The sequence below is a fragment of the Collinsella aerofaciens genome, assembly GCF_039758965.1.
Classification (GTDB): Bacteria; Actinomycetota; Coriobacteriia; order Coriobacteriales; family Coriobacteriaceae; genus Collinsella; species Collinsella aerofaciens_BR.
Genome location: NZ_JBDMSL010000012.1, coordinates 20289 through 45665 on the forward strand (window position 1 = coordinate 20289; position 25377 = coordinate 45665).

The 25377-nt window shown below is 59.7% G+C and carries 27 protein-coding genes; 23 read left to right on the forward strand and 4 right to left on the reverse strand.

Annotated elements, in window-relative coordinates; all coding sequences use genetic code 11:
• The 12 genes from ABHU32_RS05165 to ABHU32_RS05220 all read left to right on the forward strand — a co-directional run bounded on the left by ABHU32_RS05165 (position 1) and on the right by ABHU32_RS05220 (position 13099).
• Positions 1–1128 carry a DNA polymerase III subunit gene (locus ABHU32_RS05165; RefSeq protein ID WP_346979264.1) on the forward strand — a complete coding sequence of 376 codons (1128 nt, stop codon included), beginning with the start codon at positions 1–3 and terminating at the stop codon, positions 1126–1128.
• On the forward strand, positions 1119–2819 hold the full coding sequence (locus ABHU32_RS05170) for a PSP1 domain-containing protein (RefSeq protein WP_346979265.1): 1701 nt from the start codon (positions 1119–1121) through the stop codon (positions 2817–2819). The genes ABHU32_RS05165 and ABHU32_RS05170 overlap by 10 nt, the downstream gene beginning before the upstream one ends.
• A 102-nt stretch (positions 2820–2921) precedes the next feature.
• Complete coding sequence (locus tag ABHU32_RS05175) at positions 2922–3728, forward strand: ComFC family protein (RefSeq protein WP_346979266.1); 807 nt, start codon at positions 2922–2924, stop codon at positions 3726–3728.
• A 10-nt stretch (positions 3729–3738) separates the two neighbouring features.
• Positions 3739–4848 (forward strand): hypothetical protein, encoded by a 1110-nt coding sequence (locus ABHU32_RS05180; protein ID WP_346979267.1) that lies wholly within the window; start codon positions 3739–3741, stop codon positions 4846–4848.
• A 732-nt stretch (positions 4849–5580) separates the two neighbouring features.
• Positions 5581–6606: a substrate-binding periplasmic protein gene (locus ABHU32_RS05185; protein WP_346979304.1), complete on the forward strand. Its 1026-nt coding sequence runs from the start codon at positions 5581–5583 to the stop codon at positions 6604–6606.
• Positions 6607–6923: 317 nt separating this feature from the next.
• A complete protein-coding gene (gene hpf, locus ABHU32_RS05190) occupies positions 6924–7508 on the forward strand; it encodes a ribosome hibernation-promoting factor, HPF/YfiA family (RefSeq protein WP_346979268.1) in 585 nt (194 codons plus the stop codon).
• 79 nt (positions 7509–7587) lie between these two features.
• Positions 7588–8541 (forward strand): DegV family protein, encoded by a 954-nt coding sequence (locus tag ABHU32_RS05195; RefSeq protein WP_346979269.1) that lies wholly within the window; start codon positions 7588–7590, stop codon positions 8539–8541.
• 98 nt (positions 8542–8639) lie between these two features.
• A complete protein-coding gene (locus ABHU32_RS05200) occupies positions 8640–9647 on the forward strand; it encodes an NAD(P)-dependent oxidoreductase (RefSeq protein ID WP_346979270.1) in 1008 nt (335 codons plus the stop codon).
• A gap of 5 nt (positions 9648–9652) precedes the next feature.
• A complete protein-coding gene (locus ABHU32_RS05205) occupies positions 9653–10081 on the forward strand; it encodes a hypothetical protein (protein WP_346979271.1) in 429 nt (142 codons plus the stop codon).
• A gap of 15 nt (positions 10082–10096) precedes the next feature.
• Positions 10097–10795 carry a HEAT repeat domain-containing protein gene (locus tag ABHU32_RS05210; protein ID WP_346979272.1) on the forward strand — a complete coding sequence of 233 codons (699 nt, stop codon included), beginning with the start codon at positions 10097–10099 and terminating at the stop codon, positions 10793–10795.
• 6 nt (positions 10796–10801) lie between these two features.
• Complete coding sequence (locus tag ABHU32_RS05215) at positions 10802–11887, forward strand: isocitrate/isopropylmalate dehydrogenase family protein (protein ID WP_022094615.1); 1086 nt, start codon at positions 10802–10804, stop codon at positions 11885–11887.
• A 126-nt stretch (positions 11888–12013) separates the two neighbouring features.
• On the forward strand, positions 12014–13099 hold the full coding sequence (locus ABHU32_RS05220; RefSeq protein ID WP_346979273.1) for a hypothetical protein: 1086 nt from the start codon (positions 12014–12016) through the stop codon (positions 13097–13099).
• A gap of 114 nt (positions 13100–13213) precedes the next feature.
• On the opposite strand, the gene ABHU32_RS05225 is transcribed toward ABHU32_RS05220, so the two are convergent.
• Positions 13214–13453: a helix-turn-helix domain-containing protein gene (locus tag ABHU32_RS05225; protein ID WP_118388347.1), complete on the reverse strand. Its 240-nt coding sequence runs from the start codon at positions 13451–13453 to the stop codon at positions 13214–13216.
• Between the two features lie 9 nt (positions 13454–13462).
• Positions 13463–14101, reverse strand: coding sequence for a hypothetical protein (locus tag ABHU32_RS05230; RefSeq protein WP_346979274.1), 639 nt, complete (start codon positions 14099–14101; stop codon positions 13463–13465).
• A 701-nt stretch (positions 14102–14802) separates the two neighbouring features.
• Here ABHU32_RS05230 and ABHU32_RS05235 point away from each other — a divergent pair.
• From ABHU32_RS05235 to nagA, 8 genes are all read left to right on the forward strand, one after another.
• Complete coding sequence (locus tag ABHU32_RS05235) at positions 14803–15246, forward strand: PTS sugar transporter subunit IIA domain-containing protein (protein WP_346979275.1); 444 nt, start codon at positions 14803–14805, stop codon at positions 15244–15246.
• A complete protein-coding gene (gene yajC / locus ABHU32_RS05240; RefSeq protein WP_022094612.1) occupies positions 15246–15527 on the forward strand; it encodes a preprotein translocase subunit YajC in 282 nt (93 codons plus the stop codon). Before ABHU32_RS05235 ends, yajC begins: the two co-directional genes overlap by 1 nt.
• 36 nt (positions 15528–15563) lie before the next feature.
• Positions 15564–16046 (forward strand): PTS N-acetylgalactosamine transporter subunit IIB, encoded by a 483-nt coding sequence (gene agaV, locus ABHU32_RS05245; protein WP_117716286.1) that lies wholly within the window; start codon positions 15564–15566, stop codon positions 16044–16046.
• 90 nt (positions 16047–16136) lie between these two features.
• Positions 16137–16937, forward strand: a complete 801-nt coding sequence (locus tag ABHU32_RS05250; RefSeq protein WP_022094610.1) for a PTS mannose/fructose/sorbose/N-acetylgalactosamine transporter subunit IIC — start codon at positions 16137–16139, stop codon at positions 16935–16937.
• Positions 16927–18009, forward strand: a complete 1083-nt coding sequence (locus tag ABHU32_RS05255) for a PTS system mannose/fructose/sorbose family transporter subunit IID (RefSeq protein ID WP_055251210.1) — start codon at positions 16927–16929, stop codon at positions 18007–18009. The genes ABHU32_RS05250 and ABHU32_RS05255 overlap by 11 nt, the downstream gene beginning before the upstream one ends.
• 185 nt (positions 18010–18194) lie before the next feature.
• Positions 18195–18926, forward strand: a complete 732-nt coding sequence (locus ABHU32_RS05260) for a GntR family transcriptional regulator (RefSeq protein WP_161156022.1) — start codon at positions 18195–18197, stop codon at positions 18924–18926.
• Positions 18927–19040: 114 nt separating this feature from the next.
• Positions 19041–20207, forward strand: coding sequence for an AgaS family sugar isomerase (locus ABHU32_RS05265; RefSeq protein ID WP_346979276.1), 1167 nt, complete (start codon positions 19041–19043; stop codon positions 20205–20207).
• A gap of 117 nt (positions 20208–20324) precedes the next feature.
• A complete protein-coding gene (gene nagA / locus ABHU32_RS05270) occupies positions 20325–21494 on the forward strand; it encodes an N-acetylglucosamine-6-phosphate deacetylase (RefSeq protein ID WP_022094606.1) in 1170 nt (389 codons plus the stop codon).
• Between the two features lie 75 nt (positions 21495–21569).
• Here nagA and ABHU32_RS05275 read toward each other — a convergent pair whose 3' ends face one another.
• Positions 21570–22154 (reverse strand): flavodoxin domain-containing protein, encoded by a 585-nt coding sequence (locus ABHU32_RS05275; RefSeq protein ID WP_346979277.1) that lies wholly within the window; start codon positions 22152–22154, stop codon positions 21570–21572.
• A 156-nt stretch (positions 22155–22310) separates the two neighbouring features.
• On the opposite strand from ABHU32_RS05275, the gene ABHU32_RS05280 reads away from it, so the two are divergent.
• The 3 genes from ABHU32_RS05280 (at position 22311) to ABHU32_RS05290 (ending at position 24858) form a co-directional block, all read left to right on the forward strand.
• Positions 22311–23192: an aldose 1-epimerase family protein gene (locus tag ABHU32_RS05280; protein WP_346979278.1), complete on the forward strand. Its 882-nt coding sequence runs from the start codon at positions 22311–22313 to the stop codon at positions 23190–23192.
• A 59-nt stretch (positions 23193–23251) separates the two neighbouring features.
• Positions 23252–24187, forward strand: a complete 936-nt coding sequence (locus tag ABHU32_RS05285; protein ID WP_346979280.1) for a hexose kinase — start codon at positions 23252–23254, stop codon at positions 24185–24187.
• A 197-nt stretch (positions 24188–24384) separates the two neighbouring features.
• Entirely contained in the window at positions 24385–24858 is a 474-nt protein-coding gene (locus ABHU32_RS05290) for a NanQ anomerase/TabA/YiaL family protein (protein WP_346979281.1), read from the forward strand.
• A 135-nt stretch (positions 24859–24993) separates the two neighbouring features.
• On the opposite strand, the gene ABHU32_RS05295 is transcribed toward ABHU32_RS05290, so the two are convergent.
• The gene (locus ABHU32_RS05295) at positions 24994–25359 is read right to left on the reverse strand and encodes a hypothetical protein (protein WP_346979282.1); all 366 of its coding nucleotides are present in this window, start codon (positions 25357–25359) and stop codon (positions 24994–24996) included.
• Positions 25360–25377: the final 18 nt, after the last annotated feature.

Consider the following 25377-nt stretch of genomic DNA (forward strand, 5'->3'; position numbering starts at 1 on the left):
ATGACCCCCGCTCAGGCAAGCCTGCTGGCCAAGCTCGACACCCAACAGCGCGTGCGCGACTTTTTGACCAATGCCGTCGCCAGCGGTCGCGCATCGCACGCCTACCTGTTTTTGGGCGCGCCCGGCGCGGGCAAGCTCGACGCCGCGTGGGCGCTCGCCCAAGCCTTTCTGTGCGAGCAGGATGGCTGCGGCTCATGCGATAGCTGCGTGCGCGTCGCCCGCCATACGCACCCCGACGTGCACTATTACACGCCCGAGAGCGCCACGGGCTACCTCATCGCCCAGACCCGCGAGCTGCTCGACGACGTGCCTCTGGCGCCCATCCGTGCCAAGGCCAAGGTCTACATCATCGACCGTGCCGAGCAGCTGCGCGCCAACACCGCCAACGCACTGCTCAAAACACTCGAGGAGCCGTCCGAGGGCGTTATGTTTATCTTGCTGGGCACCTCGGCAGACGTGATGTTGCCCACCATCGTGAGCCGCTGCCAGTGCGTGCCGTTTCGGCTGGTGTCGCCCGCCGTCGCCGTGCAGGCCGTGAGCCGCGCCACCGGTCAGGACCCTGTGCGTTGCCGCATGGCCGTCGCCGTAGCGGGAAGCCCCACGCGTGGCATCGAGTTCCTCAAGAGCGCCGAGCGCCAGGACGCCCGCCGTCAGATGGTTCGCGCCATCGATTCGCTCATCGCCGCCGACGAGGCCGACGTGCTCAGCCGCGCCAAGTCGCTCATCGTCGCCGTTAAGGCGCCGCTCGCCGAGGTCAAGTCCACGCAGGAAAAGGTGCTCGAGCAAAACGCCGACTACCTGTCGCGTGGAGCATTGAAGCAGCTTGAGGACCGCAACAAGCGCGAACTCAACGCGCGCGAGCGTTCGGGTATCATGGAAGCGCTGGCGAGCGCGCGGACGCTCATGCGCGATGTGCTGCTGACGCTTCAGGACGAGGCAGCCGACGTGGTGAACGAAGACGTGCGCGACACGATCGGTCGGCTTGCCGCCGCGACCAATGTTGCGGGTGCCACCCAGGCGCTCGAGGCAGTCGCGACCGCCGAGCGCAACATCGCCAGAAACGTTACTCCCCAGCTGGCCATCGAGGTCATGCTGTTCGACATCAGGAAGGCACTGAAATGCCGTTAGTCGTACCCGTTAAGTTTACCTACGCCTCGCGCGACCTGTGGTTCGATCCGCAGGATCTGGATATCCTCGAGGCCGATTATGCCATTTGCTCCACTGAGCGCGGAACCGAGATCGGCCTGGTCACGGCCGATCCCTTCGAGGTGCCGCAAGACGAGATCGGTCAGCCGCTCAAGCCCGTGCTGCGCGTGGCGAGCGACATCGACCTGCAGCTTGCCGACGACCTGGCCATCCAAGGCGACGAGGCGATGGTCGACTTCCGCCGCCTGGTCAAGGAGCTCGACCTCGAGATGAAGCCGGTCGGCGTCGAGTACCTGTTTGGCGGCGAGAAGGCCGTGTTCTACTTTGCGGCTGAGGAGCGCGTCGATTTTCGCCAGCTCGTCAAGGACCTGTCCTCGACGCTGCACATTCGCGTCGACATGCGCCAGATCGGCGTGCGCGACGAGACCCGCCTGGTGGGTGGCTACGCCCAGTGCGGACAGGAGCTCTGCTGCACGCGCTTTGGCGGACAGTTTGAACCCGTCTCGATTCGCATGGCAAAAGAGCAAGACCTGCCGCTCAATTCCTCCAAGATCAGCGGCGTGTGCGGTCGTCTGATGTGCTGCCTGCGCTACGAGTTCGAGGCCTACAAGGACTTTAAGAGCCGTGCGCCCAAAAAGAAGACGCTCATCGATACGCCGCTCGGCAAGGCGCGTATTCAGGAATATGACACGCCGCGTGAGCAGCTGGTGCTGCGCCTAGAGAACGGCAAAGTCTTTAAGGTCAACCTGGCCGATATGACGTGCTCGGAGGGCTGCAAAAAGAAGGCCGCCGAACAGGGCTGCAACTGCCGCCCCGACTGCGTGACGCGCGACGTGCTCGAGCGCATTGAGTCGCCCGAGATGCGTCTGGCGCTCATGGAGCTCGATCGCGAAAACGGCGTCGATGTGGGCGATGGCCTGTCGAGTGCCGACCGTCTGGCCGGCACGTCGATGCCCAAGCGCCGTCGTCGCGATGCTGAATCCGATGCTCGCGCCGGTCAGGGTCAGGGCGAGGGCCGTGGCCGCGGAAAGGGCCGCGGTAAGGCCGAGACACCCGAGGCCGAGGGGGCGGCCGATGGCCGTCGCCGTCGCAAGCGCGCGGGCTCGGGCGATGCTACCGAGGTTGCAGCCGCGGGCAAGAACGCCTCTCGCGAGCGCGAGGTTCAGCAGCCCCAGCAGCAGAATCGCGGCGGCGGCATGAACCCCACACGTCGCCGCCGCCGTCATCTGTCGAGCGAGGAGCGCGAGGACGCCTTCCGCGCCGCAGCTGCTCGCGAGGCCGGTGCCGCTTCCAAGGGCGCCTCGGCCTCCGATGCGCCTGTCGACAAGGGCGGCAAGTCACGTGGCGAGGAGGAGCGCGCGCCGCGTCCGCGCCGTCGCCATTCCTCGGGCGCGCAGCAGAAGCCCTCAGTGCCCTCCGTGGCCGATCAGGTCTCGGATGGCGAGGTCAAGGTCACGCGCCGTCGTCCCGGAGATGGCGGGGGAGCGGCTGCCAAGGCTTCGCGTGGCGCCGCTCGCGACGAGCGCGAGCCGCGCGAGGATCGCGGTGGCGAGGGCTCGGCCGACCAGGGTCAAAAGCGCCGTCGCCGTCGCCGTTCCCGCAAGCCGCGCCAGGATGGTGGCGAGGGCTCGACCCCGTCTTCGCCCGCACCACAACCGCCCGCCGGCGAATAACGCCCGCGAGCGGATTTAGCCCGCCTTGCCCCGAGCGCATCTGGGTATCATAGCGCCGAATCAACAACCCTCCCTGCGACCGAGCGTAGGGAGGGTTGTGTCTTGAAGAGCCATCTGAACATATTGAGCCGTCTGCAGGGTGCCGGTGCCCTACCGTTTGCGGACGAATTGCTACCGTTTGCCGAGCGGGTGGCACACGAGGCGCTCGAGGCATTGTCGCCAACACGATGTGCCGGCTGCGAGCGCGCCGGTGCGCTTATTTGCCAAGACTGTCTGGCTGCGCTCACGCTCATCGACCCGTGTCATAGCTGCACCCGATGCGGCGCCCCGTTTGGGGATTTGCTGTGCACTGAGTGTTCGGTCGAGGGCACGTCCTCGGCAATGGCGGAGGCGCTCGACCGCTGCCTGGCGTGCGCCGTCTATGCGCATCCGCTGCCGCGCATCATTAAAGCGTACAAGGATGCGGGCGAGCAACGTCTGGCTCCGTATCTGGCGGAGCTGCTCTACGACACCGCCCTGCATGCCCAGGTCGTAGCGCCCGATCGCTACGGAGGTGTGCTGTCCGGTGCGGATGCGGTGGTGTTTGTGCCTGCGACGGCGGCAGCGTTTCGGCGGCGTGGTTTTGATCATATGGAGGCTATTGCGCGCCCATTTTGCGAGCTGTCGGGTGTTCCCCTGCTCGATGCTCTCGTCAAGTACGGGCATGGCGACCAGCGTGAACTCGGTCGTGAAGAACGCCGTGAACGCGCCCGAGGCATGTATGATACCGTTGAGGACGTGCAGGGCAAGCGCCTGCTGCTTATCGACGACGTTATCACCACGGGCGCGACGATGGCCGCGGCTTCGGCGGAACTCAAGCGCGCCGGCGCCGCAGCGGTCGATGGCCTCGCTATCGCACGCGTTTGGTAGGGGTGGTTTTGTGTCAGTAAAGATTGAGCGGCGCAACGAGCCGACAGGCGAACAGCTAGCGGCTTCCGTAATCCTAACAGGCGCCTCGGCGCTACGCATGATGCGCGCCGAGCGTCGGCAGATGGGCTACATAAGCTGGAAGGACCTCGATCCCGATGAAGAGCGCCGTGTGCTGCGCACGTCGTCGCCCTCGACCGAGGACATCTATCTTCCCGACTTGGTGCGGATTGGGGCCGCAAGCGGCGAGGTGCAAGAGGATTTGTGCTTGCTGGTAGGGTCTGCAGTGCAGCGCCGCCGCATTCTTGGCGTGAGCTGGTCCGTATGCTCCGGGTTGCCCGCCGGCTCGATTCTAGAGGTGGAACCGGGGGTGTACAGTCTATCTCCCGAGGCCCTTTGTGTTGTCGTCGCCCGCGAGGTCGGCTGCATCCAGGCATTTGCCCTGGCCCAGGAGCTGTGCTCTAAGATTTCGCTGAGTGATCGCGGGAAGTATCTGCCTCCTTACACCTCGCCTGTCGTGAACAAATTGGCAAAGGACAAAGACCAGCCGCCAGATGTCGGTTACTTTGAGGTCGAGCCCGTGCTGACACCCGATCGCCTAGTGGATTACCTTGCGGCGTGCAAAGGAAGCACGGCCAAACGGTTGCTGCGCCTGTGTCCCTACCTGTCAGAAAACCTGCTGTCGCCCATGGAGTGCATCATGCTCGCTCTGTTTTCGCTTCCGTTTTCCTATGGCGGATTTGCCTGCGGTCCTTTTAAGACCGACTACAAGATCGAGTTCGATGACCGCGCGCAGGCAATCTCGGGGATGTCGCACGCAGTTTGCGATGCGTATCAGGAAACAGCCCGGTTTGACCTGGAATACAACGGTGAGCTGGGCCATTCCTCCCGGAGGGGACGTATCCATGATGAAAAACGCAACACGGGCTTGATTACTATGGGAATCGAGGTCGCGACGGTCAATAACGAGATGCTCTGCGACATGGAGGAAATGGAGGCGCTCGCATGGCGCATGCACCAGCGTATGCGAAAGCGGTACCGGAATCGTGTCGATGCCCGCAGGAAAAAGCAAGAGGCGCTGCTTAACACGCTGCGGGCGTGTTTTGGGCTTAAACCCGCCTAACAATGCTCTGAAACAGGGGGTTTGATATATGCTCTGGCCAAAATATAGCAAATATGAGTACTGCTACAAATTCAGTAACAGAAAAATCAGGGATTTTGGGACTGGAAGATGGGGTAAATTAGAAAGATATTAAACAAATGTAGAATATCCTGGCATCAATCTGACGTTATAGAGCGTGAAAACAGCTTGCAGAGCCAAAAACTCCTGCTACTAAATTGGTAACAGTACTCATATTTGCTATTTTTTGGCCACGGCGCCCTAAGACGGGTGTGTTGGGGCTTTCCATAGGGGAGCGACGGGCTCAATCAGAGCACGTGCGGCCCGTCCTGACCTGCGAAATCTGTACTCGCGATGCGAATAACGCCCCTAACCTTAAACTTTAGCTTGAACTTAGCTATAATGCGCTTCGTTCCTACCAGGCTGTGGTTGCGGACGGACGAAATGCCCGTCCTAGTCCAAGACAGACGCGGTCAAAGGGATCCACGTAAGCGACCGCGTGCGCGCGGCGCGATCATGGCGCGTCCTAGATGTAAGCCGCACCGTCCGTTCTACTTTCTTTGGGGCAATACCGCCTCGCGGGCGAGCGGGCCAGTCGTGAAGGTGGCTGCGGCCTCCCGAGCAAACACCCCGGTGCGCAAGTGTGGGGTCAAATACCAGGTCAGCTGGTGGGAACAACCTGATATTCCGCGCAACGCACGGATCGTATACGACACAGAAGGCAGGGTAGTGGACATGGTGAGGGGCAGCTTGATGCACGCGGCTCGGTTAGGTGCTGGGACCGCAGCGGTCATCGCCGTTTTGGGCCTGAGCGGATGCGCGTTCAACCCGCTGTCTACGTTCACGACTCCCACGATCGACCAGATCGAGTACGAGACCGTCACGCCGGCGGTGTCGGACGATGCCCTGGTCACTCCCGGAACCCTGACGGTCGCCCTCGATACTTCCGATGCGCCGCAGGCAATGCAGGGCGCCGACGGCGAGCTCACGGGATATGCGGTCGACGCCGCCCGCGCCCTCGCAAGCCGCATGGGCCTTAAGGTCGCCTTTGTCGATGCGTCCTCGGCAGGTTCCGCGCTCGGCGACAAAAAGGCTGATATCTTTATCGGCGAGATCAACTCCACAGACGGGGACGTTAGCTCGCTCGGCACCTGCCTGTACGATGCCGCTTCTGTGTTCGGTAAAACCAGCGATGGTGGGTCGCTAAGCGTTTCCACCGATACCCTTAACACGTCTACCCTGGGTGTCCAGATGTCCTCGGCCTCGCAGGAGGCGCTTGCCAAGCAGAGCATTACCGCCAACCAAAAGACCTACTCCAACATCAACGAGTGCTTTGAGGCGCTCGAGTCCGGCGAGGTCGACTATGTGATCTGCGACTCCACGGCTGGCGGCTACCTTGCACGCCTGATGAGCGAGGTCTCCTATGTCGGTGCGCTTGAGGCGCCCTCGACGCTTGGTGTTGCGGGCCTCTCGTCCAATGACGAACTGTGCCGTGCCGTGAGCGATGCCCTCGACGACATCACGGTCGACGGCACGCTCGAGGCAGTTCACTGCGTCTGGTATGGCAGGATGCCCTACGACCTCACCACTAAGACGGTTTCGGGCGCTAACGTGCAGCCGGGCGACTCTGAGTCCAGTGAGACCACGTCCTCCGGCAGCGAGTCCTCCGATTCCGGCAATGAGACCGCATCCTCCGAGGACAAATCGTCCAGCCAGGAAGGCACTATCACTGACGACGACATTAACAAACTCAATAGCTAGTTATTGCTAGGGGTGGTGTCTCCTATACGTTGGAAAGGACACCTCTTCACGGTTTCAACACGCACTGCCGGGCTTCCCCAATAGGGGAGCCCGGCTTTTTCATCCCTATAAAACCAGCAGGTCAAAGCCAATTTTCGGGACCAAATACAAATCTGTCGGCTCCCTCCTATAGCGCACTTTGCCATGGAAAAGTACGAGACTTCGGTATGCGGTATCAAGCAATCGTTATTCGGGTCTTTAGGAATCCGCGTGATTAAATGCACGGCAATGGGTACATAGCCAGTACAGTAAGTCCCCGAGGCAGATTGGAGCCACGTATGGATATCAAGGTTTCTGGACGCAAGACGACGGTAACCGATGCTCTGCGTGCGCATGTGGATGAGAAGATCGGCGAGGCGCTCAAGGTTTTCGATATCGAGCCCATGACGGTCGACGTTGTACTTCGCTATGAGAAGAACCCCTCGAACCCCAACCCGGCAATCGTCGAGGTTACGGTTCGTGCCCGCGGTTCGGTGATTCGCGTTGCCGAGCACGGTGCAGATATGTACACCGCCATCGACCTCTCCGCCGATAAGGTCACCCGCCAGCTGCGCAAGTTCAAGACCAAGGTCGTGGACAACCGCCAGGGCGGTGCCAGCGCCGCGGATGTCGCGCCGGTCGAGCGCGTCGAGGATCTGGCCGACCTGCTGCTGCCCGAGGAGGAGGACGACCTGCTCGTCCGCGAGAAGGTTATCGACGTCACCCCGATGACCGAGGAGCAGGCGCTGGTGCAGACCGATCTGCTCGGCCACGACTTCTATGTGTTCGAGAACGCGACGACCGGCCTTATCAATGTGGTGTATCACCGTAAGAATGGTGGATATGGCATCATCAAGCCCCGTATCGAAACACTTGACGAGTAAAATACGTTAACTTGCATGAGTTAACGGTTGGCGGCCATCCCATGCGGGTGGCCGCCTTTTTACGTAAGGAGTCGCTTTGATGGACAAGGCCGCATCCGCCGGTCATTCGGACCGTTGCCGCATCGTCGTCGATACCTGCTGCGACTTTAGCCCCGAGGTCGCCGCGAACCTCGATGTCGATATCCTGGGTTTCCCCTTCATTATCGATGGCGAAGAGCGCACGGATGACATCTGGTCGAGCATCACACCCAAGGAGTTCTACGACCGGATGCGCGCCGGTGCCCGCGTGTCCACCTCGGCTGTGTCGCTCGGTCGCTATATCGAGTTCTTTACCGAGTGCGCCAAAGAGGGCACGCCCACGGTCTACCTGTGCTTTACCTCGGCGCTGTCGTCGAGCTACAACTCCGCGTGCCAGGCGGCAGATGCCGTGCGCGCCGAGTATCCCGATTTTGAGCTTTACGTGGTCGACAACGCTCTGCCCTGTGCGACCGGCGCGCTCTTGGCGCTCGAGGCCGTGCGCCAGCGTTCGGCGGGACTGACCGCCAAGCAGCTGGTCGATTGGGCAAACGAGGCAAAGACCTACGTCCACGGCTACTTTACGCTCGAGAGCTTCGACGCACTGGCTGCCGGCGGCCGCATTCCGCCCGCGGCAGCGCAGCTCACGGCAAAGCTCGATGTCAAGCCCGAGCTCTCCTACGACCTGGCCGGCTCGCTGTCGCTGATCGGCGTCAACCGCGGCCGCAAGAAGGCACTCAAGTCCATCCTCAAGTCGTTCCGCGAGAACTACGTGCCCGACCGCACCATGCCCATCGCCATCATGACGGCCGATGCCGAAAAGGACGGCGACTGGCTCGAAGCCGCCATCCGCAAGGAGGAGGGCTGCGCCGACGTCACGATCATTCGCGGCTCCGTGGGTCCCACCATCGGCTCGCACGTGGGCCCCGGCATGGTGGGCTGCGCGTTTTGGGGTAAGAACCGCGCCGACAAGGCGTCGCTTTCCGACCGTATCGCCCGCCGCGTGCGCGGTCAGTAGGCAAGCGCTGCGTCCGTTATCGCCCTCGACTCACAGCCCAAACGCTGGCACCGAGTATTCAACCTGGTAACAACACCCAACCCAAAAGGAAAGGTTTCATGGCAAACAAGCTCTCCGTCGCATTTATCGGCACCGGAATCATGGGTGCCCCCATCGCCGGCCACATCCTGGATGCCGGCTATCCCGTCACGGTTAACAACCGCACCAAGTCCAAGGCTGCCGCGCTTATCGAGCGCGGTGCCGCTTGGGCCGATACGCCGGCCGATGCCGTGGTTAACGCCGATGTCGTCTTTACCATGGTGGGCTATCCCTCCGAGGTCGAGGAGCTCTACCTGGCGGGCGACGGCCTGCTCGCGTGCACTAAGCCCGGCGCGGTCCTGATCGACCTCACCACGAGCTCGCCCGAGCTGGCGCGCGACATTGCCGAGGCCGCCCAGGTCTCCGGCCGCATGGCGTTTGACTGCCCCGTCACCGGCGGCGAGTCGGGTGCTATCGCCGGCACGCTTACGGCTATCGTGGGCGCCACCGAGAACGACATCGCGCCGGTCCGCGACATCCTTGCCACCTTCGCGGCCAACATCTGCTGCTTCGACGGCGCCGGCAAGGGCCAGGCTGCCAAGCTCGCCAACCAGGTGTCGCTGGGCGCCTGCATGGTCGGCATGGCAGACGCCATGGCATTTGCCGAGCTGAGCGGCCTTGACCTGGAGAAGACCCGCCAGATGATCCTGGGCGGTACCGGCAAGTCCGGCGCCATGGAGAGCCTGGCTCCCAAGGCGCTCGACGGCGACTACAAGCCCGGCTTTATGGTCGAGCACTTCATTAAGGACCTGCGCTTGGCGCTCGCCTATGCCGACGATCGTGAGCTTGCGCTGCCCGGCGCCGACGTGGCCTTTACGCTCTACGACATGCTCGACGCCATCGGTGGCGCCAAGCTGGGCACCCAGGCCATCACGGTCCTCTACAAGGAGGAGGCCGACGCCATCGCCGCCGGTCTGGACTGGTCGCAGTATCGTCCCGAGGAGCACGGTGCTCACGAGGACGGCTGCGGTTGCGGCGAGCATGGCGACGACCACGAGTGCTGCTGCGGCCACCATCACGGGGAGTAGCGCCCATGAGCTGGACGTTCGTGGTGCTTGCGCTGGTGCTCTTTCTCTTTGCGATCTACATCGGCTTTTTGTGCGGCCAGTGGGCTTGCGAAAAGCGCGTCATCACCAAGCGCGACTACTGGATCGCCAATTTTGCAGGTGCGGCGGCGGTCGTCCTGCTAACCTGGGTGTTTTCGCTGTTCCCGCTGGTGCAGTTTGCGCCGATCGGCTGGCTCGGCGGCTTTATCGCCGGCCTTAAGATGAGCTTTGGCGAGTCCGTCGGCCCGTGGCGCAAGCATGACGAGGTCTTTAACGTCAACAAGGCTCACCGCGCCGCTGCCGACTCGGGCGATGCCGAGGAACGCCGCCGCGCGCGTCGCAATGGCGCAGCCGACCGACAGCTCATCTCGGTCACCGATGACAGCAAGGGTGCTGGCAAGCACGCTAAGAAATAGTAAGAAGAGGTAACTATGGCAGAAAACAAGGAAGAACAGCTCACCGATGAGGAGCTGGCACAGCTTCAGCTGGCAGAGGAGAACGAGAACGCCGTCGACCGTCTGGTCAAGGAGCTCGGCTGCCCCACGCGCCGTATCCGCCAGTTTGCCGCCCGCGTGCTGCACCTGCTGGCCGAGCGCGATCCGCAGCGCGTCGTGCCCTGCGTGCCCGCGCTGATCGAGGCACTTGACCGCCCCGAGGCTCAGACCCGCTGGGAGGCCCTCGATGCCCTTGCGGTGCTCGCCACCACCTGCCCCGAGCAGCTGGGCGATGCCTTTGAGGGCGCCGAGACCGCGCTGTTCGACGAGATTTCCTCCACGCTGCGCTATGCCGCCTTCCGCCTGCTGTGCGTGTGGGGCGCCACGAGCGTCGAGCGTTCGCGCGAGGCTTGGCCGATCCTGGACGAGGCCATCCAGTGCTACCACGGCGACCTCGAGTATCGCGACATGCTCGGTTGCCTGTATGAGTTTGGCCAGGGTGAGATTGACGCCGAGGTCGCCGAGAAGCTCGCGCTGCGCCTTAAGTTCGACGCCGAGAATGGCAAGGGCAGCTATCTCAAGGCCCGTTCGAGCGAGATTTGCGAAATGCTTGTTAAACGTTTTGGCCTGGATCTCTCCAAAAAGAAGAAGCGTGCTAGCGTTAAAAAATCTGACGACGCCGAAGACGAGGAGTAACAGATTATGGCGCACGATGTAGTCCTGATTCCCGGTGACGGTATCGGTCCCGAGATTACGCAGGCCATGCGCCGCGTGGTCGAGGCCACCGGTGTCCAGATCAACTGGAACGTCCAGGAGGCCGGCGCCGGCGTCATGGACGAGTTTGGCACGCCGCTGCCCCAGCATGTGCTCGATGCGGTCGCCGAGACCAAGGTTGCCATCAAGGGCCCCATCACCACGCCGGTCGGCACGGGCTTCCGCAGCGTTAACGTCGCCCTGCGCAAGCATTTCGACCTGTACGCCTGCGTGCGCCCCTGTCTGTCGCAGCCGGGCGACGGCTCGCGCTTCCGCGACGTTGACCTGGTCATCGTGCGCGAGAACACCGAGGACCTCTACGCCGGCATCGAGTTCGATGAGGGCGCTGCCGAGGTCGAGGAGCTCTCGCAGCTTGTCGAGCGCTCGGGTCAGAAGACCTTCGCCGCAGATTCCGCCATTTCGATCAAGCCCATCTCCATCGCCAAGAGCCGCCGCATTGTGGAGTATGCCTTTGAGTATGCCCGCCGCTGCGGCCGCAAAAAGGTGACGGCCGTGCATAAGGCCAACATCATGAAGGCGACCGATGGCCTGTTCCTGCGCGTTGCGCGCGAGGTGGCCGCCAACTATCCCGATATCGAGTTCAACGACAAGATTGTCGACGCCACCTGCATGGGCCTGGTCCAGAACCCCAACGACTTCGATGTCCTGGTGCTGCCCAACCTGTACGGCGACATCGTGAGCGACCTGTGCGCCGGCCTGGTGGGCGGCCTAGGGATGGCCCCCGGCTCCAACATCGGTGCCGACTGCGCCATCTTCGAGGCGACGCACGGCTCCGCGCCCGATATCGCTGGCCAGGATATCGCCAACCCCACGGCCGAGATTCTGTCTGCGGCTATGATGCTCGATCACCTGGGCGAGAACGACGCGGCCAATCGCATTCGCGCCGCCGTTTCTGCCACGCTCGACGAGGGTGAGCAGGTTACCGGCGACGTTCGTCGTGCCCAGACCGGCTCCGTTGAGGGCGCTGTGGGCACGCAGGCCTTTGCCGATGCCGTTATCGCGCACCTGGCCTAAGGCATGCAGACTGCAAACGCCTAAATAGTACTTAAGTGTTTGCGTATAACCTGAGAATCAATACGCCCGGCGCTCTGTCGGGCGTATTCTATTGCGGACTATGTTTCCTAACAAGGAGTAACTGATATGGGTCTGATTCAAAAGAAGGACGAGAAGGACGAGATCGACGGCATCCAGATCATCGAGCGCGGCGAAGGCCCCGACGGTGATGAGGACGAGAAGATCGATCTGGTCGCCGGTACGTCTGCCGAGCACATTGCTGCCGGCACGACTGCCGAGGAGGAGGACGCCCGCCTGGAGGCTCAGATTGCCGCGGATGCCGCTGACGAGAATCTGATGCCCGAGGAGCAGGACGAGGACGACGACTCCGACGAAGACGACCATACATCCAAGCACAAGAAGACGATGATTGCCGCCTTTGTGGTCGCTATCGTGATCGCTGCGGTGGTCGGCTTCTTTATCGGCAACGGTGGTTTTGGCGGCAAGGGTGTTGGCTCGGCGACCCTCACCGAGGACCAGCTCGATTCGACCGTGGCAAGCTATAGCTACAACGGCAAGAAGAGCGACATCACCGCGCGTGAGGCCATCGAGAGCCAGTACAGCCTCGACACCGTCAAGGATAGTGACGGCAACTATACTGCTCCTTCTGCCGACGTCATCCTGTCCTACGTGCGCAACAAGATCCTGCTCGATGCTGCCGCGGACGAGGGCATTACCGTTTCTTCCAAGGAAATGAAGAAGTACGCCGAGGATTCCATCGGCACCTCCGACTACAAGACCATGGCCACGCAGTATGGCGTGTCCAAGGACCAGGCCAAGCAGATCGTCCGTCAGTCCGCGACGCTGCAGAAGCTCTACAAGAAGAAGGTGGGCGATAGCTCCGCAAGTATGCCGACCGCCCCGACCGAGCCTTCTGACGGCAACGAGGAGACCGCGAGCAAGGACTACGCCGATTACATCATCAACCTTGCCGGCGACGAGTGGGATAGCGAAAAGGGTACCTGGAAGGACGCCGATAGCACCTACGCTAAGGCCTTCGCTGACGATGCCTTTACGGCCGATAGCGCTACCTATAAGCAGGCCATGACCGCCTATTACACCGCCTACCAGCAGTATTCCTCGCAGGCTTCGAGCGCCAGCTCCAAGTGGACCGAGTATGCTAACGGCCTCTACGCCAAGGCCAACATCAGCGTCTACGGCCTGTTTGCGTAAAGAGTTGCACGGCTCATCGAGCATCTAGCCGATAGACAGCAAATAGCCCGCCAGTACGGAAGTCGTTCTGGCGGGCTATTTGCGTTGAGAGCGTGATCGGCAGTTTAATTATGGCTATTCATCTTTAAGCCCAAAAAGGCTATCGGCTTCATCGTCGGATATATATTCCAGTACATCGCCCGGTTGGCAGTCGAGTGCCCGGCATATCGCGTCAAGAGTTGAAAAACGTATGGCAGAAACCTTGCCCGTCTTAATGCGTGACATATTGACCTGGGAGATGCCCACGCGTTCCGCAAGCTCTTTGGATGAGATCTTGCGTTCGGCGAGCATGCGGTCAAGCCGCAGAATAATCATGGATTCCCCCTAGAGCAACTCGTCATCTTGTTTTTGCAGGATATACCCGTAGCGGAAGATACTGGCAATCAGGCAAATAATCAGGCCTGCAAAGAGCATGGAGGGCTCGAATAACTGGCCGACGAACGCATCCGTAAAGCTGCCGCCAAATCCTGAGAGTATCAATCCCGTGATTACGGCACCAAGAAGCCTCACGGCAACGCCGCCGATAAGGAATAAATGTCCTACTCGACGAAGCGTCTGGTTGCATTCAAGGTCAAAGGGTCTGCCTTCCTTTTCAATGTTGAAGAAAAGCCTGCGCACGCTTATCGCGATGGTAAGCGCGAGACATGTCATCAAGAGGCTTCCTATGGCAGTGTGACCATCGTGTGCGACGAGCATAAGTGGGGCCTGCGCATCGGTACCGACAATAGCCAGGCACGGCCCTTCGCCGGCTTGAAGTTCTACGGATTGGAGGCACGACCCTTGGGAGAGGCCGGGCAATATAAGTAGAAGGTCAATCGCAATGACTGCGAGGAGTCCCAGGGCGAGCGCGGTGGTAATGCAGATTGTGGCCCATTTGCAGATGCGAGCGAGCCTCCTCAGCTCGGCTATTGTCTGTTCGCGACCGATGGCTTCATTCGATGCGGATGCGTTCCGGCGGATCATAGCCCCTCCAACCAATCTTTTGGATGATACTTGTATCATACCAGAATTAACGATAAACGATAAATAATTACGAATATTGAGTAAGTAATGATTGAGAACGATTAGCATGAACTATTAGCTCGTTTGGGTGTCGGAGTTTGGCGCGCGGGGGATGAGGATAAATGTCAAAACTTCCCGTGATCGCGCAAGCGCTCCATCGGGTTCCCCTAATTCATCTGGGAAAACGACTGCAAACGATTGCAAGTAACCGGTGAACGGCCGAAAACTACCGTTCACCGATAATCTCAAAACTGGTTCTAACTGGTATTAAGTCAAAAAGACCAATTCACATATCTTCACAATGACCTGCAATTTTTCAACACGCTATTTTTAGCCACCCTGCGTTGTTTAGACACAAAAAAAGTTCCGATCTTTTGCCAAAGCGTTTCGAAACGGTTTCAAAACCACAGGTAGAAGTGTTAACGACCGGTAAACGGTCGATTTATCACCGTGAGCGGTGCAAAAACGTTTTACCGTATGAATCAACGAAAGCGACCTCTTTTGGGGTGATATAGTGACAACAACACGTCACGTGGTTACTACCAGTTTAGAAACCACTGGTCTTCAAAGAAGGCTTTCTAAGAAGCTTTAAGGGCGAGCGCCCGCTGGCTTCCGAAAATCATCGGACTCAGATTGTACACACCTTCGGAAGGGAAATTTGAATGGTTGGCTTTATTCTTACCGGTCATGGACAGTTCGCACCCGGCCTTGCAAGCGCTATCGCTATGGTTGCCGGCGACCAGCCTGCTTTTACCGTCGTTCCTTTTGAGGGCGACCAGGCTGCTTCCTACGGTGAGGATCTCCGCGCCGCTATTACCGCTATGCGCGAGGAGTGCGATGGCGTGCTCGTCTTTACCGACCTGCTTGGCGGTACCCCGTTCAACCAGTCGATGATGATTGCCCAGGATGTCGACAACGTCGAGGTTCTGACCGGTACTAACCTTCCCATGGTTATTGAGCTTCTGTTCCTCCGCAGTAACGCCACGCTCGCCGAGCTTGGCGAGCAGGCCGTGACCGTTGGCCAGACGGGCATCACCGCCCAGACGGTCGCATCCGTTGCCGGCTCTGACGAAGAGGATATCTTCGGCGACGAGGACGGCATCTAATGGCCGATTTCGGAGCCAACGTCCTGAGCTCCTCGGTCGCCCTTTTAGGCCTGCTTGTCATCATGGGTTTGATTTACACCATCTGGTCGCAAATCAACATGAAGAAGAAGCAGAAGTACTTCAAGGAGCTGCACACCGAGCTCAAGCCGGGTCAGGAGGTTCTTTTCGCCGGCGGTATCTACGGAACCGTCAAAGGCATCGAAGGCGAAAAGGTCCAGATCAAAGTCCGATCCGGAGCCGTCGTAGACGTTTCGCGTTACGCGATTCAGGAGATCAAGTAACTGTCGTCAGCAAATAACGAAAGGAAGCTGATCAACATGGCAGAACCCAACATTCTTCTTACCCGCATCGATAACCGACTGGTTCATGGTCAGGTTGCCACCCAGTGGAACTCCACCCTGGGCTCCAACCTTATCCTCGTCGCCAACGACGACGTGGCGACCAACACCATGCGCCAGAACCTCATGAAGATGGCCGCTCCCGCCGGCGTCGCTACGCGTTTCTTCTCCCTGCAGAAGACCATCGACGTCATTGGCAAGGCGAGCCCGCGCCAGAAGATCTTCATCGTGGCCGAAACACCGGAAGACGTGCTTACGCTCGTCAAGGGCGGTGTGCCTATAAAGAAGGTAAACATCGGCAACATGCACATGTCGGAAGGAAAGCGCCAAGTCGCCACCTCCGTCGCAGTTAACGACGAGGATGTCGCTGCGTTTAAAGAGCTGCAGGAATTGGGGGTGGAGTTGGAGATCAGGCGCGTTCCGAGCACGCCTGTTGAGGACACGAGCAAGCTCTTCTCGTAATCCTCGTGATCCACGTTGTCAGGAGTGAAACCCTGACGTTCTGTACGTGATATCCAAAGTGCGTACATACATTTTGAAAGGAGGAGCAAGATGGAATACTCGATCATCCAGATCGCTCTGGTCTTCGTCGTCACGTTCATCGCGGCAATCGACCAGTTTGACTTCCTCGAGTCTCTCTATCAGCCCATCGTCACCGGCGCCGTCATCGGTCTTATCCTTGGCGACCTCAACACCGGTCTTCTCGTGGGTGGTACCTATCAGCTCATGACGATCGGCAACATGCCGATCGGAGGCGCTCAGCCGCCTAACGCCGTCATCGGCGGCATCATGGCAGCCATTCTCGCTATCGCCACGGGCCTCGAGCCCAACGCGGCAGTCGGCCTCGCCATTCCGTTCGCTCTGCTTGGCCAGCTCGGCGTTACCCTGGTCTTCACGCTTATGTCCCCGCTTATGTCCACGGCCGATAACATGGCTCATAACGCGGACACCAAGGGCATCGAGCGCCTGAACTACTTCGCCATGGCCCTGCTTGGCCTGATTTTCGCTGTCGTCGTCACCCTGTTCTTCATCGCTGGCGCTACCATTGGTCAGACCATCGCTTCCGCCATCCCGACTTGGCTGCAGACCGGTCTGTCCGCTGCAGGCGGCATGATGCGCTTCGTCGGCTTCGCCGTCCTGCTCAAGGTTATGATGAACCGCGATATGTGGGGCTTCTTCCTCATGGGCTTTGGCCTCGCGCTCATCACCGTTGCCAACGATTCGCTGGCAACCCCTGCTCTGCTCATCCTCGCTCTCATCGGCTTCGGCATCGCTTTCTGGGACTTCCAGCAGCAGACCGAGCTGAAGGGTGCAGCTGTTTCTGACGGAGGTGACTTCGAAGATGGCATCTAATGAGTATGTGATCCCGGAGCACTACGAGGATCTCACTCCTGCTCCGCAGCTCGACCAGAAGACCCTCAACAAGATGGCTTGGCGCTCCTGCTTCCTGCAGGCCTCGTTCAACTACGAGCGTATGCAGGCCGCTGGCTGGCTCTACTCCATCATCCCCGGTCTGGAGAAGATCCACACCAACAAGAACGACCTCGCGGCTTCCATGAGCCACAACCTGGAGTTCTTCAACACTCACCCGTTCCTCGTCACCTTTGTTATGGGCATCGTGCTTTCGCTCGAGCAGAACAAGGTTGACATCCCCACGATCCGCGCCGTCCGCGTCGCCGCAATGGGCCCGCTCGGTGGTATCGGTGACGCCCTGTTCTGGCTGACGCTCGTGCCTATCACGGCTGGCATCACCTCCAACATGGCCATCAACGGCAACGCCGCTGCGCCGATCATCTTCCTGGTGATCTTCAACGTCGTCCAGTTCGCTCTGCGTTTCTGGCTCATGAACTGGTCCTACAAGCTTGGCACCAGCGCTATTGACGCTCTGACCGCCAACATGCAGGCCTTCACGCGTGCCGCTTCCATCATGGGCGTCTTCGTCGTCGGTTGCCTGGTCGTCACCATGGGTGGCACCCAGATCAACCTCCAGATCCCCAACGGCACCACCCGTGGCCTCTCCGCTACTACCGTGATCGTCTCCGAGAAGGAGGCCGAGAACTTCACCGGTATGGAGGGCATCGATACCGAGACCGCTGAGGCCGGTACCATCGCCATGACCGATAAGGACGGCAACGCCCTTACCGCTTCCGATGCCGACGGCAACGCTGTCGAGTGCGGCGTCACCGATCTGGGTAACGGCATGGAGTCCGTGACCTACGGCACCGTTACCGAGGATCCGGTCAACTTCTCTGTTGCCGACACCCTCAACACCATCGTCCCGAAGCTCGTCCCGCTTATGCTTACGCTGCTGCTTTACTACATGTTCGCTAAGCACAGCTGGACCCCGACCAAGGGCATTCTCCTGCTCTTCGTCCTTGGCATCCTGGGCGCTGGCCCGCTTGGTCTCTGGCCGAGCATCTGGTAAGGCTCTAGCTTGAGGGGTGTGTCCCTACGCGGCTCACACCCCGACCCCTTAAGCCATGTGTATGTTAAAAGCCGCGTGCTCGAAAGAGCGCGCGGCTTTTGTTTTCTTAATGATTCGGGTGTGGCAGACAGATAATGCATAACACCCTAGGTAGTTAGCCGAATTCGAGCAAAAGGGAGGATAGGATGGCGATCGGAGCGCGTAAGCAACCGCTGTACGATCAGCTGGTCGATATTCTGACCGAAAAGATTGACCATGAATATCGCGCCGGTGACATGATTCCTTCCGAGCGCGAACTTTCGGAGCGCTATGGTCTCTCGCGCACTACGGTACGCCTGGCTCTGCAGGAACTGGAGCGTTTAGGACTGGTGGTTCGGCAGCACGGTCGCGGTACCTTTGTGACCGACCGTTCGGCAAAGGCAACCAATCTTATGCAGTCCTACAGCTTTACCGAGCAGATGCGCGCGATGGGTCGAGAACCCGAGACCACGATTCTCGATTTTTGCGAGATGGAGGCCGATAAGAATCTGGCTGAGCATATGGGATTGCGTATCGGTGATCGCATTTTTAAGCTCAAGCGTCTTCGTTCTGCCGACAACATGCCCATGATGGTCGAACGCAGCTATCTACCGGTTCGTCAATTTCTATCCCTAAAGCGACCACTGCTAGAGCGTAAGCCGCTTTACGATGTGATTGAGCAGGACTTTCAGCAAAAGATTCGCGTGGCCGAAGAGGAGTTCTATGCGAGCATAGCCCGTCCCACCGATGCCCACCTTTTGGGAATTGTCGAGGGCTCGCCTGTGCTCGATTTGGTCAGGACTACGTATAACGAGTCAAACGAGGTAGTGGAGTACACACTCTCGGTTGCTCGTGCCGATCAGTTTAAATACAAGGTTTACCACCAGCGCAGCAACTAGTGCTCGCATCGTTTCCATATGGTGATTCTTTGCATTTAACTGGTTACTACCAGATAACCAACCGAAGTGTATAATTGCACGTCAGAGGATTACTTCTAGAGAGAGGTATTAAAAATGTTCGAGAAGAGTGTCGAGGAGCTCACCGAGCTTGGCGCCCAGATCACCACGGCCGAGATTGCTCAGCAGCCCGAGCTTTGGCGCGATACGCTCAACATCTATCGCGAGAACAAGGAGGCCATCGAGGCCTTCCTGGCCGAGGCTCGCGCTATGGGCGAGGGTCGTCTGTCCGTTGTCTTCACCGGTGCCGGTACGTCCGACTACGTTGGCGATACATGCGCCCCGTACCTGCGTCACGCTGGCAACACTGATCTCTACGACTTTAAGCCCATCGCCACGACCGACATCGTGAGCGCCCCGCGCGACTTCCTGCGCGCCGAGGATCCCACGCTCGTGGTTTCCTTTGCCCGCTCTGGCAACAGCCCCGAGAGCCTTGCCGCCGTTGCCGTTGCCAAGGAGCTCGTCCACAACGTCAAGTTCCTCAACATCACCTGCGCGCCCGAGGGCAAGCTCGCCGTCGAGTCCGCCGATGATCCCAATGCGCTGACGCTGCTCATCCCGCGCGCCAACGACAAGGGCTTCGCCATGACCGGTTCCTACACATGCATGACCCTGCTCTCCACCCTTATTTTCGACACTGCCTCTGACGAGCAGAAGGCCGAGTGGGTCGAGACGATTGCCAAGATGGGCGAGGAGGTCATCTCCCGTGAGCCTGAGATCGCCGATTACCTCGCTGGCGATTTCAACCGCGTGACCTACTTGGGTTCTGGCTCCTTCGGTGGTCTTGCCCAGGAGAGCCAGCTCAAGATCCTCGAGCTCGCTCACGGTCTGGTTGCTACTTCCTACGACACCTCCATGGGCTATCGTCACGGACCTAAGTCCTTCGTCGACGATAAGACGCTCGTCTTCGTGTTCGTCAACAACGACGCCTACACCCGTCAGTACGACATCGACATCCTCAACGAGATCGGTGGCGACAAGATCGCTCAGCACACCGTTGCCGTTCAGCAGGAAGGCGCTACCGTCTACGAGGGCGAGTCCTTCACCTTTAAGGGCTACGAGGCGCTTCCCGAGGGCTACCTTGCCTTGCCGTTCGTGATGTTTGCCCAGGCTATCAGCCTGCTCAACTCCGTGCGCGTGGGCAACACGCCCGATACGCCGAGCCCCACCGGCACGGTCAACCGCGTGGTTAAGGGCGTGACGATTCACCCCTTCACCGCTTAATCGCGTCCCCCTGTAAGGGCGCCCGTCCGCTCATAACGGCGGGCGGGCGCTTTTTGTTTTACGTGAGCTGGGTATAAGCATCACCACAGTCAACTGCTTTAGAAGCGAGGAGTGCATATGAGCACGTACGCAATTAAGGCTGACAAGTTCTTCTTGCCGGCAGGCCCGCAACTGGGCGGCTATCTTATGGTCGAGGATGGCGTTTTTGGCGCCTGGCAGGCCGACGAGCCCTCTTGCGAGATTAAGGACTACACGGGATCGTGGATCGCACCGGGTATGGTCGATACTCACATCCATGGCTTCTACAACCACTCAACTACCGATAACGATCCCGAGGGCATCGATATCAGCTCAACCGAGCTCGCCCGTCGCGGTACCACCAGCTGGCTGCCCACGACGTTCACCGATGGCGTCGAGCAGATCAAGGATGCCTGCGCCGCCATCGCCCAGGCTGACGAGGGCCGCGGCCCCGACTTCTGCGGTGCTCGCATTCAGGGCATCTACCTGGAGGGCCCCTTCTTTACCATGAAGCACGTGGGCGCGCAGAACCCCGCTTATCTTATCGATCCCTCCGAGGAGGTCTTCGACCAGTGGCAGGAGGCCGCGGGCGGTCGCATCGTTAAGAGCGCCATGGCGGCCGAGCGCGACGGTGCCGCTGCTTATGCGGCTGCTCTGAACGCCAAGGGCGTGGTGACCAGTATCGGTCACTCCGACGCCACCTACGATGAGTGCATCGCCGCCATCAACGCCGGTGCCAGCTGCTTTACGCATACCTATAACGGCCAGCGCGGGCTGCATCACCGTGAGCCCGGTGTCGTGGGCGCTGCCATGTCCACGCCCGAGACCTACGCCGAGATCATCTGTGACGGCAAGCACGTAAACCCTGCCGCCATCAAGGCGCTGCTGCAGGCAAAGGGCTGGCAGCACACGGTGCTCATCACCGACTGCCTGGGTTGCGGCGGCATGCCCGAGGGCAGCTACACCAGTGGCGGCATGGACGTCATCATGAAGGACAACCTGTGCTGGCTCGCCGACGGCAAGAGCATTGCCGGCTCGGTGCTCACGCTTGCCCAGGGCGTCAAGAACATCGTCGACTGGGGCATCGCCAGCGCCGATATCGCCATTCGCATGGCAACTGAGGTGCCGGCACGCTCCGCGCACATCGAGGATAAGTGCGGCAGCATCATGCCGGGTCGCGACGCCGACTTTGTCGTGTTCGACCATGAGCTCACCCTCGTCGAGACGTATGTTGGCGGCCAGAGCGTCGGCAACGCCTTTACCGAGTAACGATAGAAAAAGACGGCGGGCCCGAATCTGCTCGGACCCGCCGTATGGGTTAAACGCTCAAAAGCACCTTAACAGTTACAGCTTGTTAGCGATCTTCTTTGCCGTGCGCTTGACGCCGGCCACAAGACCCCCCGCGGGATGCTCCTTTTCGTATGCTAGACGCTTCTCGCGCTTGGCGTACTCTTCGACGATGATGTCGCCATACTCGTCTTCGATTTTGTTGAAGAAATCGACGGCTCCCTTAATCTCTTCGGCAGTTGGGTGCCCCTTCTGGACGCCGCCGGCGAGCTTGAACGGTCCCCACGTATCAAAGCCGGGGCAGCCGTAGACACCCATAAAGATGGCCTGTCTCATGCGGCAGATGCCATCGATATCCTTGCCGTACCACTTGTTTTTGCCACCGTAGGTCATAAGGCCAAACACCTTGTCCTGCGGCTGCAGTACGTTCGTGAGCACGCGCGCCATATCTTTGTCGATCTCGGAGTAATAGATGCCCGTGGCGACGCCGATCAGATGATATTCGTGCAGGTTGGGGTACTCGTTTTTACCGAGTGACCTCACGTCGAGGGTATCGATTTCGGGGTGCGCCTCAACGATGGCGTCCACGAGCTTTTTCGTATTGCCGTGATGGCGCGAGGCATAAAGGATGATGGTTCGCATAAGAAGGCCTTTCAGCTGTAATTGCATCAATGTCTGTATGGTACCCCGTTGCATGGCTGGGAAACCGGACGCATCGATGAACGTGCGGGTTTGTCCTTTGGTCAGGGCCGAGACGGGTTCTTGCGAGCAAAAAGCAGTTGTTCGAAAGGATGGACAATGGAATACGCTCTCTCCAACGATTCGATTTCTATCAAGGTCTCCACGGCCGGCGGCTCGTTTACCTCGATTGAGGCTGGAGGTCGCGAGTACTTGTGGCAGGGCGATCCCGCCGTGTGGTCCGGCCAGGCACCGATTTGCTTCCCGATTTGCGGAGGTTTGCGCGATAACAGCGCCATGACGTTTGCCGGACATCATGTGAAGCTCGCCCGCCACGGCTTTGCGCGCAAGCAGGAGTGGAAGCTGTTGAGCCAGAGCGAGAGCGAGCTGGCGATGTGCCTGGCTTCGGAGGATAACGCCGCGCTGCTGAGCGATTATCCGTATCCGTTTAAGCTTGTCGCCCGCTATACGCTCGAGGACGCTGCCGTGCGCGTTTCCTACGAGGTCACCAACGAGGGCACCGAGGACATGCCGTTCTTTATCGGCGGTCATCCCGGCTTTAGGTGTCCGCTCGATGAGGGCGAGGCCTATACGGACTACGAGTTGCGCTTTGAGAAAGACGAGGCTGCGGAGCTCTGCACCGCCGTTCCCTCGACTGGATTGATTGACGTGGCAAACCGCTCCAAGAACTCCATGGTGGGAAAGACGCTGCCCCTGTCGCACGATCTCTTCGATTTTGCGGAGACCATCTTTGACGTGCTCGAGAGCCGTCAGGTCACGCTTTCCAAAAAGGGCGAGGACAAGGGCGTCCGCCTGAGCTTTGAGGGCTTCCCATATCTCATTGTGTGGAGCAAGCCCGAGGGCGATTTTGTGGCGGTTGAGCCTTGGGGCGGTCTCTCGACCTGCTCCGATGAGGACGACGTGCTTGAGCATAAGCGCGGCTGCCTTGTCGCCAAGCCCAAGGAGACCGTCGTTCGCTCGTTCACGATTGAGATCCTGTAATTCCGTTTTGTCGACTCGTATCGCGAGGCACAAGGAGCCTGCGAGATAAGGAGCTAAAAATGATCCTCACCGTTACGATGAACCCGTCTGTCGATACGCGCTATCAGCTCGACGAGCTCGTTATCGACGACGTCAACCGCGTGACGCCCGAAAAGACCGCCGGCGGCAAGGGCCTCAACGTGGCCCGTGTGCTGGGTCAGCTGGGCGACGACGTTGTGGCAACCGGTCTGCTCGGCGGCCACATGGGCGCCTACATGGCTGAGCTCATGGACGCCAACGGTATTAACAACGACTTTGTGCCCATCAAGGGCGAGACTCGCATTTGCCTCAACATCCTCCACGCCGGCAACCAGACTGAGCTGCTCGAGAGTGGCCCGACAATTGCCCCCGAGGAGCTCGATGCCTTTACCGCCAAGTTTACTGAGCTTGCGGGCAAGGCCGACGTCGTCACCATTTCGGGTTCTCTGCCCCGCGGTGTCGAGGCAGACTACTATGCCAAGATCACGGGCATTGCCGAGAACGCCGGAGCCAAGGTGCTGCTCGATACCTCGGGTGCTTCGCTCGAGGCCGCCCTTAAGTCCGAAATTAAGCCCGATCTGGTCAAGCCTAACCTGACCGAGATCAACGGCCTTCTGGGCACGAGCTTTACCACCGACGATGTGGACGAGCTCCGCGCCGCGCTCGCCTCTGATGCCCGCTTCTCCGATATCCCCTGGGTCGTCGTGTCCATGGGCGCTGCCGGCTCCGTTGGCTTCCACAATGGCCGTGCGTTCCGCGCAAAGACGCCCGATATCCCTGCCGTTAACGCCACGGGCTCTGGTGACTCCACTATCGCTGGCTTCGCGCATGCCATTGCTGCTGGCGCAGACGACGAGACGGTGCTGCGTACCGCCAACACCTGCGGCAAGCTCAATGCCATGGATCCCATGACTGGCCATCTGGTCATGGACCGTTGGGACGAGGTCTACAACGGCGTTGTCGTGACCGAGCTGTAGGAGCTTGTGCTGCGGCCCCGGCATCGGTTGCTAGCTCATGTCGCCGACAGGTGCAGTAGCATTATGCCGGGGCGCGACGCCGACACTGTCGTGTTCAATCCCGACCTTACCCTGGTCGAGACGCATGTGGGTGGCAACAGCGTCGGTAATGCGTTTGCCGAGTAGCCGCCAAAGAAACGATCCGAGAGGGGATTTAGATGATTTACGGTGCATTGGGCGATATCGAGGAGTACCGTGGAATGCTCAAGGGCCTCGACGTGCTGATCGATTGGCTCGAGGAGAACGATCCGGCGAAGCTCGAGGTCGGCAGCCATCCGATTCTGGGCGACAAGGTCTTTGCGAACGTCATGGCTCCCACGACGCGTCCCGAAGGCGAGGCTCACTATGAGACGCATCAGCGCTATCACGACCTGCAGATCGACGTCGAGGGTCGCGAGGCCTTTAAGGTTGCCACGGGCAGCCTGACGCTGGTTCAGGAGTTTGACGAGAAGGACGACTACGATCTGGTCGATTCCGACGCCTCGATCGCCGGCGATCTTGCTGACGACAAGTTTGCGCTGTTTGTTGCCGGCGAGCCTCACATGCCCACGCTCGAGTTCCCGGGCGATGGCGCGCAGCCGGTCAAGAAGATCTGCTTTAAGCTGCTTGCAGACGCTTACTGGGAGGAGTAACGCGCTGCTCGGCTGAGCTGTTCGTCTGATGGCGTGATTTCCCTAGGGAAATCACGCTAGGACCCCGCCAAACGTGCTTTCTCTAGGGGAATCACGTTTGGCGGGGTTTTCGGTTTTTGAATAGGGAAGCCTCATTTATTTGCGAAGAACATCGGCTAGCCGCAGGATTGAAATCATCGACCGATAAGTGAGTTCCACTTTTTCGCCCGCAAGCAGTCGTTTCGAGCCAATCTCATCTAGCCCCACAAGCCGAGAAAACAGCGGGCCGCTCATCGTGCCATCGTCAATTGATTCCCTTATGGTCTTCAAAACGTCCGTATCATGAAGCGATGCCGAGCTGTAGGGGGCAACACGAGCGGAACTCTCAATTAACGACGAGACAAAAGGATGGAGATGCTTTGGACATAGTCCATCAAACACCACATCCCCACTGTCGTTCGAGCCGACCAGGCGCCAAGTATAATGATCGACCCAGTCATCCCCGTCATATATGGCGTCCATGAGCAACTTCCCGTCTAG

Bases quoted from the DNA above. Each gene is read 5' to 3' on its own strand.
- ABHU32_RS05165 (WP_346979264.1), top strand. From the start codon at position 1: ATGACCCCCGCTCAGGCAAGCCTGCTGGCCAAGCTCGACACCCAACAG.
- ABHU32_RS05170 (WP_346979265.1), top strand. From the start codon at position 1,119: ATGCCGTTAGTCGTACCCGTTAAGTTTACCTACGCCTCGCGCGACCTG.
- ABHU32_RS05185 (WP_346979304.1), top strand. From the start codon at position 5,581: ATGGTGAGGGGCAGCTTGATGCACGCGGCTCGGTTAGGTGCTGGGACC.
- hpf (WP_346979268.1), top strand. From the start codon at position 6,924: ATGGATATCAAGGTTTCTGGACGCAAGACGACGGTAACCGATGCTCTG.
- ABHU32_RS05195 (WP_346979269.1), top strand. From the start codon at position 7,588: ATGGACAAGGCCGCATCCGCCGGTCATTCGGACCGTTGCCGCATCGTC.
- ABHU32_RS05200 (WP_346979270.1), top strand. From the start codon at position 8,640: ATGGCAAACAAGCTCTCCGTCGCATTTATCGGCACCGGAATCATGGGT.
- ABHU32_RS05205 (WP_346979271.1), top strand. From the start codon at position 9,653: ATGAGCTGGACGTTCGTGGTGCTTGCGCTGGTGCTCTTTCTCTTTGCG.
- ABHU32_RS05210 (WP_346979272.1), top strand. From the start codon at position 10,097: ATGGCAGAAAACAAGGAAGAACAGCTCACCGATGAGGAGCTGGCACAG.
- ABHU32_RS05215 (WP_022094615.1), top strand. From the start codon at position 10,802: ATGGCGCACGATGTAGTCCTGATTCCCGGTGACGGTATCGGTCCCGAG.
- ABHU32_RS05220 (WP_346979273.1), top strand. From the start codon at position 12,014: ATGGGTCTGATTCAAAAGAAGGACGAGAAGGACGAGATCGACGGCATC.
- ABHU32_RS05225 (WP_118388347.1), bottom strand. From the start codon at position 13,453: ATGATTATTCTGCGGCTTGACCGCATGCTCGCCGAACGCAAGATCTCA.
- ABHU32_RS05230 (WP_346979274.1), bottom strand. From the start codon at position 14,101: ATGATCCGCCGGAACGCATCCGCATCGAATGAAGCCATCGGTCGCGAA.
- ABHU32_RS05235 (WP_346979275.1), top strand. From the start codon at position 14,803: ATGGTTGGCTTTATTCTTACCGGTCATGGACAGTTCGCACCCGGCCTT.
- yajC (WP_022094612.1), top strand. From the start codon at position 15,246: ATGGCCGATTTCGGAGCCAACGTCCTGAGCTCCTCGGTCGCCCTTTTA.
- agaV (WP_117716286.1), top strand. From the start codon at position 15,564: ATGGCAGAACCCAACATTCTTCTTACCCGCATCGATAACCGACTGGTT.
- ABHU32_RS05250 (WP_022094610.1), top strand. From the start codon at position 16,137: ATGGAATACTCGATCATCCAGATCGCTCTGGTCTTCGTCGTCACGTTC.
- ABHU32_RS05255 (WP_055251210.1), top strand. From the start codon at position 16,927: ATGGCATCTAATGAGTATGTGATCCCGGAGCACTACGAGGATCTCACT.
- ABHU32_RS05260 (WP_161156022.1), top strand. From the start codon at position 18,195: ATGGCGATCGGAGCGCGTAAGCAACCGCTGTACGATCAGCTGGTCGAT.
- ABHU32_RS05265 (WP_346979276.1), top strand. From the start codon at position 19,041: ATGTTCGAGAAGAGTGTCGAGGAGCTCACCGAGCTTGGCGCCCAGATC.
- nagA (WP_022094606.1), top strand. From the start codon at position 20,325: ATGAGCACGTACGCAATTAAGGCTGACAAGTTCTTCTTGCCGGCAGGC.
- ABHU32_RS05275 (WP_346979277.1), bottom strand. From the start codon at position 22,154: ATGCGAACCATCATCCTTTATGCCTCGCGCCATCACGGCAATACGAAA.
- ABHU32_RS05280 (WP_346979278.1), top strand. From the start codon at position 22,311: ATGGAATACGCTCTCTCCAACGATTCGATTTCTATCAAGGTCTCCACG.
- ABHU32_RS05285 (WP_346979280.1), top strand. From the start codon at position 23,252: ATGATCCTCACCGTTACGATGAACCCGTCTGTCGATACGCGCTATCAG.
- ABHU32_RS05290 (WP_346979281.1), top strand. From the start codon at position 24,385: ATGATTTACGGTGCATTGGGCGATATCGAGGAGTACCGTGGAATGCTC.
- ABHU32_RS05295 (WP_346979282.1), bottom strand. From the start codon at position 25,359: ATGGACGCCATATATGACGGGGATGACTGGGTCGATCATTATACTTGG.